The following is a 14,574-nucleotide window of genomic DNA, read 5'->3' on the forward strand; positions in this document are numbered from 1 at the left end:
TCTTCGCCGGAGCGTGATGCAGCACCCTCCGGCCATGCTATCGAAGCAGGAGAAATGTCATGAGCAAACTGCTGGACCGCTTTCGTTACTTCAAAACAAAAGGCGACAGTTTCGCCGATGGGCACGGGCAGGTGTATCACACCAACCGGGACTGGGAAGACAGCTACCGCCAGCGCTGGCAGTTCGACAAGATTGTGCGCTCTACCCACGGCGTGAACTGTACCGGCTCCTGCAGTTGGAAGATTTATGTCAAAAACGGACTGGTGACCTGGGAGACCCAGCAGACCGATTACCCCCGCACACGCCCGGACCTGCCTAACCATGAGCCACGCGGTTGCCCACGCGGCGCAAGCTACTCCTGGTACCTCTACAGCGCCAACCGCCTCAAATATCCGCTGGTGCGCCGCAGGCTGATTGAACTCTGGCGCGAGGCGCTGGCGCAGCACAGCGACCCGGTACTCGCCTGGGATGCCATTCAAAACGATCCGCAAAAAGCGCAGAGCTACCGACAGGCACGCGGTAAAGGCGGGTTTATCCGCTCGAACTGGAAAGAGCTGAACCAGCTGATTGCCGCCGCCAACGTCTGGACCATCAAAAATTATGGCCCGGACCGCGTGGCCGGTTTCTCGCCTATTCCGGCGATGTCGATGGTCTCTTACGCTGCCGGTACGCGCTATCTCTCTCTGCTCGGCGGTACCTGCCTGAGTTTCTATGACTGGTATTGCGACCTGCCTCCCGCCTCGCCCATGACCTGGGGCGAGCAGACCGACGTGCCGGAGTCCGCCGACTGGTACAACTCCAGCTATATCATCGCCTGGGGCTCTAACGTTCCCCAGACGCGCACCCCCGACGCCCATTTCTTTACCGAGGTTCGTTATAAAGGGACCAAAACTGTTGCCATCACGCCTGACTTCTCAGAAGTTGCCAAACTGAGCGACCAGTGGCTCGCCCCCAAACAGGGGACCGACAGCGCGCTGGCGATGGCCATGGGACATGTGATCCTCAAAGAGTTCCACCTCGATAACCCAAGCGACTACTTCCTCAACTACTGCCGCCGCTACACCGACATGCCGATGCTGGTTCTGCTGGATGAGCAGGCCGATGGTCGTCTGGTGCCGGGACGCATGCTGCGGGCGTCCGACCTTGTTGACGGGCTGGGCGAAGCCAACAACCCGGAGTGGAAAACCGTCGCCTTTGATATTGCCGGTAATCTGGTGGTTCCTAACGGTTCCATTGGCTTCCGCTGGGGCGAAAAAGGCAAATGGAACCTGGAATCGCTGGCTGCGGGTCAGGAAACGGAGTTGACCCTTTCCCTGCTGATCACCCACGACAGCGTGGCGGATGTCGCCTTCCCCTACTTTGGCGGTAATGAGAACCCGCATTTTCGCAGCGTGAAACAGGAACCAGTGCTGACCCGCCGCGTGCCGAGTAAAACCCTGACGCTTGCCGACGGCAGCCAGAAACATGTGGTCAGCGTGTACGATCTGGTGCTCGCCAACTACGGTCTCGATCGTGGTCTGGAAGACAGTAACGCGGCTGAAAATTATGGTGAGATCAAAGCGTATACACCGGCCTGGGGCGAACAGATCACCGGCGTCCCCGCGTATCTGATTGAAAAAATTGCCCGTGAGTTTGCCGACACGGCGCACAAAACGCATGGACGCTCGATGATCATTCTCGGTGCCGGGGTAAACCACTGGTACCACATGGACATGAACTACCGGGGCATGATCAACATGCTGGTCTTCTGCGGCTGCGTAGGCCAAAGCGGTGGTGGCTGGTCGCACTACGTGGGCCAGGAGAAGCTGCGTCCGCAAACCGGCTGGCTGCCGCTGGCCTTCGCGCTGGACTGGAACCGCCCGCCGCGCCAGATGAACAGCACCTCTTTCTTTTACAACCACGCCAGCCAGTGGCGCTATGAGAAGCTGACGGCGCAGGAGCTGCTTTCTCCGCTGGCGGACGCATCCCGATTCACTGGTCATCTGATCGACTTCAACGTCCGCGCCGAGCGTATGGGCTGGCTGCCGTCGGCGCCGCAGCTCAACCTCAACCCGCTGCACATCAAAGCCCGCGCGGAGGCAGCAGGCTTTTCTCCGCAGGAGTACACCGTTCAGGCGTTGAAATCGGGCGATATCCGCTTCGCCTGCGAGCAGCCCGACAGCGGTAAAAACCACCCGCGCAATCTGTTTGTCTGGCGCTCGAACCTGCTTGGCTCCTCCGGCAAAGGCCACGAGTACATGCTCAAGTATTTGCTCGGCACCGAAAGCGGGATACAAGGGGAAGATTTAGGCTCGACCGATGACGTGAAGCCTGAAGAGGTCGACTGGCAGACTAACGCCATTGAGGGCAAACTCGACCTGCTGGTAACGCTCGATTTCCGTATGTCCAGCACCTGCCTGTTCTCTGACATCGTCCTGCCAACCGCCACCTGGTATGAAAAGGACGACATGAACACCTCCGACATGCATCCGTTTATTCATCCGCTGTCTGCCGCCGTCGACCCGGCGTGGGAATCGCGCAGCGACTGGGAGATTTACAAAGGCATCGCCAAAGTTTTCTCTGACGTGTGCGTCGGCCATCTCGGTACGGAAACGGACGTCGTGTTGCAGCCTCTGCAGCACGATTCCCCGGCGGAACTGTCCCAGCCGTTTGATATTCAGGACTGGCGCAAAGGCGAATGCGATCTGATCCCCGGCAAAACCGCGCCGAACATTGCGGTCGTCGAGCGTAACTACCCGGAAACGTGGGAGCGCTTTACCTCCCTCGGCCCCTTGCTGGACAAGCTCGGCAACGGCGGGAAAGGGATCTCGTGGAACACGCAAAACGAGGTCGAGTTCCTCGGCAAGCTGAACTACGTCAAGCTCGACGGCCCGGCGAAAGGCCGTCCGCGTATCGAGACGGCCATTGATGCCGCCGAAGTGATCCTCGCGCTGGCACCGGAAACCAACGGTCAGGTGGCGGTGAAGGCGTGGGAAGCACTGGGCGAACTGACCGGACGCGACCACACCCACCTGGCGCTGAATAAAGAAGATGAAAAAATCCGCTTCCGCGATATTCAGGCGCAGCCGCGTAAAATCATCTCCAGCCCGACCTGGTCCGGTCTGGAAAGCGAGCATGTCTCCTACAACGCGGGTTATACCAACGTTCACGAGCTGATCCCGTGGCGCACCCTCTCCGGCCGTCAGCAGCTGTATCAGGATCACCCGTGGATGCGCGCCTTCGGCGAAAGTCTGGTGGCTTACCGTCCGCCGATTGATACCCGCAGCGTTACCCATATGCGCGAGATCCCGCCGAACGGCTTCCCGGAAAAAGCGCTCAACTTCCTGACGCCGCACCAGAAATGGGGCATCCACTCTACCTACAGCGAAAACCTGCTGATGCAGACCCTGTCGCGCGGCGGGCCGATTGTCTGGATCAGTGAAACCGACGCGCGTGAGCTGGGCATTGAGGACAACGACTGGATTGAAGCCTTCAACGCCAACGGCGCCCTCACCGCCCGCGCGGTGGTGAGCCAGCGCGTGCCACCGGGTATGACCATGATGTACCACGCCCAGGAGCGCATTCTTAACATTCCGGGTTCAGAGGTGACCGGACGGCGCGGCGGTATTCATAACTCGGTGACCCGCGTCTGCCCGAAACCGACGCACATGATTGGCGGTTACGCACAGTTGGCTTACAGCTTCAACTATTACGGTACCGTTGGCTCCAACCGCGACGAGTTCATCATGATCCGCAAAATGAAAAACATTAACTGGCTGGATGGCGAAGGTCGGGATCAGGTACAGGAGACGAAAAAATGAAAATACGTTCACAGGTTGGCATGGTACTGAATCTCGATAAATGCATTGGCTGCCACACCTGCTCGGTCACCTGTAAGAACGTCTGGACCGGGCGTGAAGGCATGGAATATGCGTGGTTTAACAACGTCGAAACCAAACCGGGGATCGGCTACCCGAAAAACTGGGAAGACCAGGAAGAGTGGCAAGGCGGCTGGATCCGCGGTATTCACGGTAAGCTGACGCCGCGTCTCGGCGGCAAAATGGGGGTGCTGTCGAAAATATTTTCTAACCCCGTCCTGCCGCAGATTGACGATTATTATGAGCCTTTCACCTTCGATTATCAGGATCTGCACCGCGCGCCGGAGGGGGATCACCTCCCTACCGCTCGCCCGCGCTCGCTGATTGACGGCAAGCGGATGGACAAGATCGTCTGGGGACCCAACTGGGAGGAGCTGCTGGGCGGCGAATTCGAAAAACGCGCCCGCGACCGTAACTTCCAGAAGATCCAGAAAGAGATGTACGGCCAGTTTGAAAACACCTTCATGATGTACCTGCCGCGCCTGTGCGAGCACTGCCTGAACCCAAGCTGCGTCGCCACCTGCCCGAGCGGCGCCATTTACAAGCGCGAAGAGGACGGCATTGTGCTGATTGATCAGGACAAATGCCGCGGCTGGCGTCTGTGCATCAGCGGTTGTCCGTACAAAAAGATCTACTTCAACTGGAAGAGCGGCAAGTCAGAAAAATGCATCTTCTGCTACCCGCGCATTGAATCCGGCCAGCCGACCGTCTGCTCGGAAACCTGCGTCGGGCGCATCCGCTATCTCGGCGTGCTGCTGTATGACGCGGACCGTATTGAGGAGGCCGCCAGCACCGAGCATGAAACCGATCTCTACGAACGCCAGTGCGACGTGTTCCTCAACCCGAACGACCCGGCGGTGATTGAAGAAGCGCTGAAACAGGGTATTCCGCAGAACGTGATTGATGCGGCCCAGCGCTCCCCGGTCTACAAAATGGCGATGGACTGGAAGCTCGCCCTGCCGCTGCACCCCGAGTACCGCACCCTGCCGATGGTCTGGTATGTGCCGCCGCTGTCACCGATCCAGTCCTACGCTGACGCAGGCGGCCTGCCGCAGAGCGACGGCGTCCTGCCTGCGGTGGAAAGCCTGCGCATCCCGGTACAGTACCTGGCGAACATGCTTAGCGCGGGGGATACCGGTCCGGTGCTGCGCGCCCTTAAACGCATGATGGCGATGCGACACTACAAGCGCTCCCAGACGGTAGAAGGCGTCACGGACACCCGTGCGATTGAGGAGGTAGGCCTTACCGTGGAACAGGTTGAAGAGATGTACCGCTATCTGGCCATCGCCAACTATGAGGATCGTTTCGTGATCCCCACCAGCCACCGTGAAATGGCGCGCGATGCCTTCCCGGAACGTAACGGCTGCGGCTTCACTTTTGGCGACGGCTGCCACGGCTCTGACACCAAATTTAACCTCTTCAACAGCAGCCGGATTGATGCCATCAACATCACCGAGGTGCGCGAACATGGGGAGGGAGAGTAATGCAGATCCTCAAAATCATCGCGCTGCTGATTGAGTATCCCGATGAGACTCTGTGGGAAAATCGCGAGGAAGCGCTTTCGCTCATTGAGCAGGACGCCCCCATGCTGCTGTCGTTTGCCCGTCAGCACCTGAGCGCCCCGCTGCTGGATAAACAGGCCGAGTGGTGCGAGGTATTTGAACGTGGCCGCGCGACCTCGCTGCTGCTGTTCGAGCATGTTCACGCTGAATCTCGCGATCGCGGTCAGGCGATGGTTGACCTCATGGGGCAGTATGAGAAAGCCGGGCTACAGCTTGACTGCCGCGAACTGCCGGACTATCTGCCGCTCTATCTGGAGTACCTAAGCATCGTTACGGACGACGAGGCGCGCGAAGGGGTGCAGAACGTCGCGCCTATCCTGGCGCTGATTGGCGGGCGTCTGAAGCAGCGCGGCGTGGCCCATTATCAGCTGTTCGATGCCCTGCTGGTGTTGGCCGGAACGCGGCTTTCCAGCGACAGCGTGGCGAAACAGGTGGCCACGGAGAAACGCGATGATACCCGCCAGGCGCTGGACGCCGTCTGGGAAGAGGAACAGGTCAAGTTTATCGAAGACAACGCCACATCGTGCGACAGCTCGCCGATGCAGCACTATCAACGACGCTTTAGCCAGGACGTCGCGCCGCAGTACGTAGACGTCAGCGCCGGAGGCCCAAAATGACACATTACCTGAACGTCTTTTTCTATGACATTTACCCCTACATCTGCGCCACCGTGTTTTTCCTCGGCAGCTGGTTGCGCTACGACTACGGGCAATACACCTGGCGCGCCTCATCGAGCCAGATGCTCAGCAAACGCGGTATGAACTGGGCCTCTAACCTGTTTCACATTGGGATCCTGGGGATTTTCTTCGGACACCTGTTCGGCATGCTAACTCCGCACTGGATGTATGCCTGGTTTTTACCCGTCGCGGTTAAGCAGCAGTTAGCCATGATTGCTGGGGGGATTTGCGGCGTGCTGACGCTGATTGGCGGGTCCATGCTGCTGATTCGCCGCCTGTTCAACCAGCGGGTGCGCGCCACTTCCACCACGCCGGATATCATCATCATGAGTATCCTGCTGATACAGTGCATTCTGGGGCTGACCACCATCCCCTTCTCCGCACAGTATCCTGACGGAAGCGAGATGATGAAGCTGGTCGGCTGGGCGCAGGGAATTGTGACGTTTAAGGGAGGTTCGTCAGAAATGCTGAGCGGCGTGGCGCCGATCTTCCGCGTTCATCTGGTGCTGGGGATGACGATTTTCCTTATCTTCCCGTTCACCCGCTTGGTGCACGTGTGGAGCGCACCGTTTGAGTACTTTACCCGTCGGTATCAGGTGGTGAGGTCGCGCCGTTGATTTTGTCGGGTGGCGGCTTCGCCTTACCCGACCTACGTTCAAGCACCTGTCGGCCCGGTAAGGCGTAGCCGCCACCGGGCTTTAATGTCAACTTACTGACCCTCCGGTTATCAGAGAGAGAATAAATAACAGCAACAGCACCGCGACGATCAATCCGAATGCAAGTAGCACAGCATGGAACGTTAGCGTTAGCCCTGAGAAAAGAAGTGCCCCGGAGATCCCCCAACGGCTCTCCTTGCACATCCCTCCGATGAACGAAAGCCCCAGAGCCACAACAGCGAGAATAATCCCGGTATTAAGAAGAATGCGGTCGATATCGACCGTTGTTTTTTCTGTTCGGGCAGCAGGACGCTCCCCCTTTAGCCCCGCAATTATCCCTTGTTTTACAGCCGAAACCTTCTCAGCAACCATAACTTCAAGCGCTGGCGGCTTTGACGAAAACGGGCCGAATGAAAACTGGACGATTGAGAGAATGAGTGCAATTCCTCCCAGCAACATACCCAATGAACTGAATTTATTTCGCAGAACGATTTCCATATCAACATGCCTTCGAATGATGCCGCCGCGTGGGCTGTAGGCCCGGTAAGGCGTAGCCGCCACCGGGCGATGAAGGCTGAAGCATGCCGCTTTGCAGAAGAAAATTCCACCACGAAATATCCTCTCATAATGGCCCAAAAGTATCGTTATTGGTCCTCCAGGTGACTCATACTGTGAGCAACTGTGCGGAATAATGGCTCCCGAACACAACACAGAAGGAGTTCGCGTGATGAAACCATTTTTTCGTACAGCATTGCTGATCGGCATGATGAGCACTTTTTCCACTTATGCTAGCGCGCAGGAAACGACCGGCACGAATAGCAAAACCATTCGTGCAATGACAGGCGCAACGGCGACTTCGTCTTTATCCGCCTCACAAACGGCGTTAATCGTGGTGGATATCCAAAACGAATATTACGCAGGTAAAGATTTTCGTGGTCAGATGGTGATCCCTGATGGCGATAAGGTACTGAAGAACAGTCAAAAGCTGGTTAGCTATGCCCATCAAAAGGGGATGCCGGTGTACTTCGTGCGCCATATAGCGCCAAAGGATAGCCCGTTGTTTGCCGAAGGGTCTGTTTATGCCAAGTTCCATCAAGACCTACAGCCTTCTGCACGCGATGCCATTATCACCAAAGCGACCCCGAGCTCTTTTGTTGGCACCGATCTGGATGCGCAATTAAAGAAAAAAGGGATCAAAAAGGTGATAGTCATTGGCCTGATGACGCACATGTGCATTTCCTCTACCGCACGTGACGCTGTTCCGCTGGGCTATAACGTGATTATCCCTGAAGATGCGACAGCAACACGCGATCTGGATGATGGTCAGGGTGGCGTGGTGGACCACAAAGCGCTGCAACGTGCGGCATTAGCCGGTGTTGCCGATGTGTTTGCCGAGATTATGACGACCAAAGACGTTATGGCGCTGCCAGTCACAGAATAAGACCGGACTTGATCCCCGTCGCCAGCCAGGTCTCTATACTGGCTGGCACACGGAGGCTTAATAACACCTCGCCTTCTCGCCATCGGCGCGAGTTTCGCGGCCGATAGCGAGGCGGCTATTTTCCGTGAGTTTCAAAACCAGCCATCACCGCCGTCAGCTCCGCCAGTGAAAAACCGTGCTTCGGATCGTCAACACCCAGCCCGAAGCGCTCCTGCATCAACTGATACAGCGCCGCAGCATCGGGAAGATGGATCTGCTCCTCTACATGGCCCTTTTGCCAGTGAGTAAAGTTGAAGTTGGTCAGCGTCAGTTTGCCGCCGTCAGGCAGATGGCGGCACATCAGCAGATGATGGCGGAAATGGGACTGCGGCCAGTGCGCCGACCAGAAATTCCCCATGACGTAATCACTGAAATATTGTGTCGTCAGGTCAAAGTGGTACATCGACTGCCAGTGCTCATGGTGACGGAATTGCAGTACCCAGTCGTTCCCCTCGCTCAGCAGACGATACAGACCGTGCGGCGTCTCCTGCTCTTCGTTGGCAAGCAGACGAATCGGTGCCGTCAGCGTCTGGCCGCCAAATCCAACGTCGGCAATCCAGCGCTCGCCGTTAAGTTCGACGAGCAACAGGCGATGCGTGCGCGGCGGCATTTGCGGTGGATTCGCTAATACCACACGTCCCAGCACGCTGCGCACCGTAAACCCAACTTCGCGCAACACGCGCTCAAACAAGCCATTTTGTTCAAAGCAATACCCCCCGCGACGCGCCTTAACAAGTTTGTCGACAAGGCTTTGATCGTCGAGCTGTATTTCGCGCGGCAGAACGACATCGATATTTTCAAACGGGATCGCACAGTTGTGATGTAAATGCAGCGCGCGCAAGGTGTCGATATCAACAGTAGCCGGTTGTTTCCAGCCGATGCGGGCGAAATAGGCAGTCAGAAATGGGGACATGCATCAGTTTCCTTTAACAGTGATGTTCTGTTTATAAACTAATTTTACGCGTCCACTTTGATTTCCGTGCTTTTTCGCCATACTCATCGTTATTGATGAGGAGACCCTATGAGCCACTTTCGTCCTGTTGAATTACGTCATGCCAGCCGTCTTTTAAACCATGGTCCTACCGTGCTTATCACCAGTCGGGATGAAACCCTGGACAGGCGTAACGTTATGGCTGCCGCGTGGTCGATGCCGGTTGAGTTTGAACCACCGCGTATCGCCATTGTGGTGGATAAAAGCACCTGGTCGCGTGAACTGATTGAACGCAGCGGGCAATTTGGCATCGTCATTCCCGGCGTGTCCGCCGCCAACTGGACCTACGCGGTCGGTAGCGTTAGCGGGCGCGACGAAGACAAATTCAACTGCTACGGCATCCCGGTGGTGAACGGTCCGGCACTCGGCCTGCCCGTCATTGAAGATAAATGTCTGGCGTGGATGGAGTGCCGGTTATTACCCGTTACATCTGCGGCAGAAAAGTACGATACGCTGTTCGGGGAAGTGGTTTCAGCCGCTGCCGATGAACGCGCGTTTGTCGCCGGACGCTGGCAGTTTGACGGGGATAAGCTGAATACCCTGCACCATCTGGGAGCCGGGACGTTTGTGGCGAGTGGGAAAATGGTGAAGGCGCTGGATTGATATACCCTCCCCCCATCGGGGAGAGGGTGAACGTATTACTTCGCACGCCGGGCAATAATCTCATCCGCCACATTGCGCGGTGCTTCCGCAAAATGGTGGAACTCCATCGTGTAGGTCGCGCGCCCTTGCGACATCGAGCGCAGCGTGGTGGCGTATCCAAACATCTCTGCCAGCGGCACGTCAGCGCGGATAATCTGGCTGCCGTACTGCTCTTCCATGCCCTGCACCATGCCACGACGGGATGAGAGATCGCCCATAATATTACCGGCGTACTCTTCCGGCGTTTCCACCTCGACATGCATCACCGGCTCAAGGATCACCGGATCCGCTCTGCGAGCGCCCTCTTTAAACCCGAGGATCGCCGCCATGCGGAACGCCATTTCCGAGGAGTCGACGTCGTGATACGACCCAAAGGTCAGGGTCGCTTTTACATCGACAACCGGATACCCCGCCAGCACGCCGCTGTTCATGGCTTCGCGCAGCCCTTTTTCCACAGAGGGAATATACTCACGCGGCACCACGCCACCCTTCGTGGCATCTTCAAACTTGAAGCCACTACCAGGCTCTAACGGCTCAAGGCTCAGGACCACATGCCCGTACTGCCCTTTACCGCCGGACTGCCGGACAAATTTGCCTTCGATATCTTTCACCGCTTTGCGCAGCGTCTCGCGGTAGGTCACCTGCGGACGGCCGATGTTCGCCTCGACGCCAAACTCACGCTTCATGCGATCGACGATAATCTCAAGATGTAGCTCACCCATACCGGAGATAATCGTCTGGCCGGACTCTTCATCGGTATGCAGACGGAAAGACGGATCTTCCGCCGCCAGGCGTTGCAGGGCAATGCCCATTTTCTCCTGATCGCCCTTGGTTTTTGGCTCGATGGCAAGGGAGATCACCGGGTCCGGGAACTCCATTCGCTCAAGCGTGATGATCGCATTCGGATCGGTGAGCGTGTCCCCGGTGGTCACATCCTTCAGACCCACACAGGCCGCAATATCACCGGCGCGCAGCTCGTCCACCTCGTGACGATCGTTGGCATGCATCAGCACGATGCGTCCGATACGCTCTTTCTTGCCCTTCACCGGGTTGTACACCGCGTCGCCTTTTCTCAACACGCCAGAGTAAACGCGGATAAAGGTCAGTTGCCCGACGTACGGATCGCTCATCAGTTTGAACGCCAGCGCAGAAAACGGCTCTTCATCACTTGGATGACGCTCCGCATGCTGCCCTTTTTCGTCCACACCGTCGATGGCCGGTACATCCAGCGGGGATGGCATCAGCTCAATCACCGCATCGAGCATGCGCTGTACCCCTTTGTTTTTAAAGGCGCTGCCGCACAGCATCGGCTGGATTTCACCGGAGATGGTCCGAATACGCAGCCCTTTGATGATCTCAGCCTCATCAAGGTCGCCCGTCTCCAGGTATTTATCCATCAGCGCGTCGCTGGCTTCTGCTGCCGCAGAGACCATTTTTTCCCGCCACTCCTGCGCGGTGCTCAGCAATTCGTCCGGTACCGGCGCATAGTTAAACACCATGCCCTGTGTGGCATCATCCCACACAATGGTACGCATCTTGATGAGATCCACCACGCCGGTGAAATGCTCTTCCGCGCCCACAGGGATCACAACAGGCACCGGATTCGCCTTCAGGCGTTCCTGCATCATCCGTACGACGCGGAAGAAATCGGCACCCGGACGGTCCATTTTGTTGACGAACGCCAGGCGCGGCACATGATATTTATTCGCCTGACGCCAGACGGTCTCTGACTGTGGCTGGACGCCACCCACGGAGTCGTACACCATGACGGCACCGTCCAGCACGCGCATGGAACGTTCCACCTCAATGGTGAAATCCACGTGCCCCGGGGTGTCGATGATATTGATCCGGTGCGGTTCAAACCCTCTGTCCATACCCGGCCAGAAGCAGCTGACGGCCGCGGAGGTAATGGTGATCCCGCGCTCTTGCTCCTGCGCCATCCAGTCGGTTGTTGCCGCGCCATCGTGTACTTCACCCAGCTTGTGGCTCATCCCGGTGTAAAACAGGATGCGTTCGGTGGTTGTCGTTTTACCGGCATCGATATGCGCGGAAATACCGATGTTGCGATAACGTTCGAGAGGGATGGGTCGGGGCATAATATTTCCTTAAGTCTGTAAGACTGAGTTGTGACGACCGGGATGGTCGCCTGTGTGTTCGTTTGCTATAATAGTCCTATTGTACGAGTATTATCGAACTATTTTTTCACGGTTGACCTATTGTTGATATAGCTCAATCTGAACGTTGACGCAGGAAAACGATGATCCCAAACCACCCCGAACCTGAACAAATACTGCTGGAAAATGTGCTGTTTGCTCTCGGCAACCCGCTCCGGCTATCGATTATCCGCAGGCTGGCCGATGGCAGTGAACTGAGCTGCAACGCGCTGCGCCCGGACGATGTGGTGAAATCCACCATGACCCACCACTGGCGCGTACTGCGCGACAGCGGTGTAATCTGGCAGCGCCCGCAGGGGCGAGAGAATATGATTTCACTGCGAAGAGACGATCTGGATGCCCGTTTTCCTGGGCTGATGGCGATATTGCTGCGGGCTGAATAGCCCTGCGGTTACGTTAATATTCGTGGCAACGCTACGCTTTTTCCTGACGATAGACCGGGATCTGCCGTCGGGTCCTGGTCAGCGTATCAAAGACCTCGGTCCCGGAGGTGGTTATTCTCATCCCCGTTTTGCGCAACCGTTGCACATCGGCCGCGATGCGCTGAATGCCGAACCAGAAAAGCCCGTCGAGTGCGGTTACCGCGAGCCCGTTTTCCAGCGCTAACTTTAATCGCTCACGGGGCGCTTTCACCTGCTGGGCGATTTGCCGGTACGGCACTTCGCTCCCCCCTTCGCTATCACTGCGCTGGATACGCGTTTTCAGGTGGTAGTTAAATTCATCGGGGATCCCGTCCAGATTCATTTTCAGGCTATAAACACAGCCGAAGCGCTTGCCGTTAAAAAGCACATTTTTTTGGCTGAGTTGAAGCTCTTTTCTGAGGCCGTCAATTAACTGCGGGGCGCGGGTGAGGAGTAACCGGAAAGGAAGCTCAAAGCTGGTGACGTAATCCACATTCAGCAGCGCCAGACGAAGACGTTCTTCTGCACCGGCCTGTTGCTCCCGACACTCTTCCAGTACCTCCGCCCACTGGCGCGTCAGACGTTCCGGTTCGGCGGCTTCGGTAAAGAGAAATTTTTCAATCTGGTAATCAACTCTTCCGGTCATCGTGCGGTTTCCCGTCGCTGTGAATGCGGTAATTCTATCCAGCGCAGTGATATTTATAAAGAACTGAACCGCAACGGCGTGCTGAAAATGTCGTTGCGATTCAGTCTTCTGACATCCGGGATCAGTGCGCCATTAACCAGCCCATCAAAAGCGTGGCGAAAATCACCGTCGACGCACCGCCAATGCGGGTCGCAATCTGGGCAAACGGCATCAGCGACATGCGGTTAGACGCGGAAAGAATTGCCACATCCCCTGTCCCGCCCAGCCCGCTATGACAGCAGGTGACAATCGCCGCTTCCACCGGGTACATATTCAGGCGCGACGCAATAAAATAGCCGCTCAGCGCCATTGCGATGACGATCGAACCGCACACCACCACGTATCCCACCGAAAAGACCGACACCACGCTCTCGAGCGGCACGTACAGCATGCCGAGACCAATCATCAACGGCCAGACCAGCGCAGCGGAGACGAATTTATAGCAACTGTGCGCCCCCTGCTCCATGGAGGCCGGGATCACCTTGAAGTATTTGCACAGCACGGCGATGAGGATCATCAATACCGGGCCGGGAATATGCACCAGCTTCTCAAACAGTCCGCCAACGATGAAAAACGCACACACCATCAGCAGCCCGCCCCCCATCAGATGGAAATCCGTCTGCTGTACGCTCTGCGCGCTGGCAAACAGGCTTGTGTCATCTTTGCTGCGGGTTAACATGCCATTGCCTGAAAGCGAGGGACGTTTTGCCCCGAGGCGCGCCAGCGTACCCGCACAAATAATGGCAAAAATATTCCCCACTACGGCGGCGGGTGCCAGTTGCGCCACGTAGACGTCAGGTGTCTGACCCAGTATCGCCGAATAGGCCAGCGACAACGGTAAAATTCCCTCGCCAATCCCTCCGCCGATAATCGGTACGATGATGAAGAAGAAGGTGTGATACGGCGTATAGCCAAACAGCGAACCAACGAGTAAGCCGGTCAGCACGGCCATCAGGGTACCCACCACCAGCGGAACGAACATGCGGATCATCCCCTGAATCAACAGCACGCGGTTCATCCCCAAAATGCTCCCCACCACCAGACAGGCGATGACGAAATAGAGCAAATTGGCCTCTTTCATCAACAGGTGAACCGTATCCAGGGTGTGTTTCTCGAATACGCCAAAATAGACCAGCACCGAGGGCAGCATCAGGCACAATATTGCCGGGCCACCAATATCTTTCAGCAGCGGGATTTGTCGGCCAATTTTGGCAAAGGCGAAACCGAGCGTCATGATCACCGCGAGTCCACCGATCATGTTTTTCGGCAGCAGCTCCGCCCACGCGGAGGTGGCCACAATGGCCGCGATCCCGACAAACAGCATCAACGGGACCGCGCCAACTTCAGCATTGCTCAACCCAAAAGCAAAACGTGAAGCGACTGGAGACGTGGTTACAGAATTATCTTTCATATAATCACCGGATTAGTAGGTTCGGATATCAATAAACA

Annotated in this window: 12 protein-coding genes; 7 read left to right on the plus strand and 5 right to left on the minus strand. The window is 56.8% G+C overall.

The window, feature by feature from the left end; genetic code table 11:
• Window positions 1-59: 59 nt before the first annotated feature.
• Genes VF709_RS16385 through narI form a run of 4 tightly spaced genes read left to right on the plus strand, consistent with a single transcriptional unit; the run spans window position 60 to window position 6,713 of the window.
• Window positions 60-3,800, plus strand: coding sequence for a nitrate reductase subunit alpha (locus tag VF709_RS16385; RefSeq protein WP_187170739.1), 3,741 nt, complete (start codon window positions 60-62; stop codon window positions 3,798-3,800).
• Window positions 3,797-5,341: a nitrate reductase subunit beta gene (gene narH, locus VF709_RS16390; protein ID WP_029883343.1), complete on the plus strand. Its 1,545-nt coding sequence runs from the start codon at window positions 3,797-3,799 to the stop codon at window positions 5,339-5,341. The genes VF709_RS16385 and narH overlap by 4 nt, the downstream gene beginning before the upstream one ends.
• Window positions 5,341-6,036: a nitrate reductase molybdenum cofactor assembly chaperone gene (gene narW / locus VF709_RS16395; RefSeq protein ID WP_029883344.1), complete on the plus strand. Its 696-nt coding sequence runs from the start codon at window positions 5,341-5,343 to the stop codon at window positions 6,034-6,036. Before narH ends, narW begins: the two co-directional genes overlap by 1 nt.
• Window positions 6,033-6,713, plus strand: a complete 681-nt coding sequence (gene narI, locus VF709_RS16400) for a respiratory nitrate reductase subunit gamma (RefSeq protein ID WP_013096512.1) — start codon at window positions 6,033-6,035, stop codon at window positions 6,711-6,713. The genes narW and narI overlap by 4 nt, the downstream gene beginning before the upstream one ends.
• 87 nt (window positions 6,714-6,800) lie before the next feature.
• Here narI and VF709_RS16405 read toward each other — a convergent pair whose 3' ends face one another.
• Window positions 6,801-7,250, minus strand: a complete 450-nt coding sequence (locus VF709_RS16405; RefSeq protein WP_029883345.1) for a hypothetical protein — start codon at window positions 7,248-7,250, stop codon at window positions 6,801-6,803.
• A 229-nt stretch (window positions 7,251-7,479) separates the two neighbouring features.
• On the opposite strand from VF709_RS16405, the gene VF709_RS16410 reads away from it, so the two are divergent.
• Window positions 7,480-8,193 (plus strand): isochorismatase family protein, encoded by a 714-nt coding sequence (locus VF709_RS16410; protein WP_029883346.1) that lies wholly within the window; start codon window positions 7,480-7,482, stop codon window positions 8,191-8,193.
• Between the two features lie 115 nt (window positions 8,194-8,308).
• On the opposite strand, the gene nhoA is transcribed toward VF709_RS16410, so the two are convergent.
• Window positions 8,309-9,145 carry an N-hydroxyarylamine O-acetyltransferase gene (nhoA, locus tag VF709_RS16415; RefSeq protein ID WP_038419511.1) on the minus strand — a complete coding sequence of 279 codons (837 nt, stop codon included), beginning with the start codon at window positions 9,143-9,145 and terminating at the stop codon, window positions 8,309-8,311.
• Window positions 9,146-9,253: 108 nt separating this feature from the next.
• On the opposite strand from nhoA, the gene VF709_RS16420 reads away from it, so the two are divergent.
• A complete protein-coding gene (locus tag VF709_RS16420) occupies window positions 9,254-9,826 on the plus strand; it encodes a flavin reductase family protein (RefSeq protein ID WP_149896710.1) in 573 nt (190 codons plus the stop codon).
• A 35-nt stretch (window positions 9,827-9,861) separates the two neighbouring features.
• On the opposite strand, the gene fusA is transcribed toward VF709_RS16420, so the two are convergent.
• A complete protein-coding gene (gene fusA / locus VF709_RS16425) occupies window positions 9,862-11,961 on the minus strand; it encodes an elongation factor G (RefSeq protein WP_058678651.1) in 2,100 nt (699 codons plus the stop codon).
• A gap of 161 nt (window positions 11,962-12,122) precedes the next feature.
• On the opposite strand from fusA, the gene VF709_RS16430 reads away from it, so the two are divergent.
• On the plus strand, window positions 12,123-12,422 hold the full coding sequence (locus tag VF709_RS16430) for an ArsR/SmtB family transcription factor (RefSeq protein ID WP_013096507.1): 300 nt from the start codon (window positions 12,123-12,125) through the stop codon (window positions 12,420-12,422).
• Between the two features lie 31 nt (window positions 12,423-12,453).
• On the opposite strand, the gene VF709_RS16435 is transcribed toward VF709_RS16430, so the two are convergent.
• Together VF709_RS16435 and VF709_RS16440 are read right to left on the minus strand one after the other, a co-directional pair.
• Complete coding sequence (locus VF709_RS16435) at window positions 12,454-13,086, minus strand: DNA-binding protein (RefSeq protein WP_013096506.1); 633 nt, start codon at window positions 13,084-13,086, stop codon at window positions 12,454-12,456.
• A 121-nt stretch (window positions 13,087-13,207) separates the two neighbouring features.
• The gene (locus VF709_RS16440) at window positions 13,208-14,536 is read right to left on the minus strand and encodes a 2-hydroxycarboxylate transporter family protein (RefSeq protein WP_048972818.1); all 1,329 of its coding nucleotides are present in this window, start codon (window positions 14,534-14,536) and stop codon (window positions 13,208-13,210) included.
• Window positions 14,537-14,574 lie beyond the last annotated feature (38 nt).

It is taken from the genome of Enterobacter sp. Lyrl_3, assembly GCF_051948675.1.
Lineage (GTDB): Bacteria > Pseudomonadota > Gammaproteobacteria > Enterobacterales > Enterobacteriaceae > Enterobacter > Enterobacter cloacae.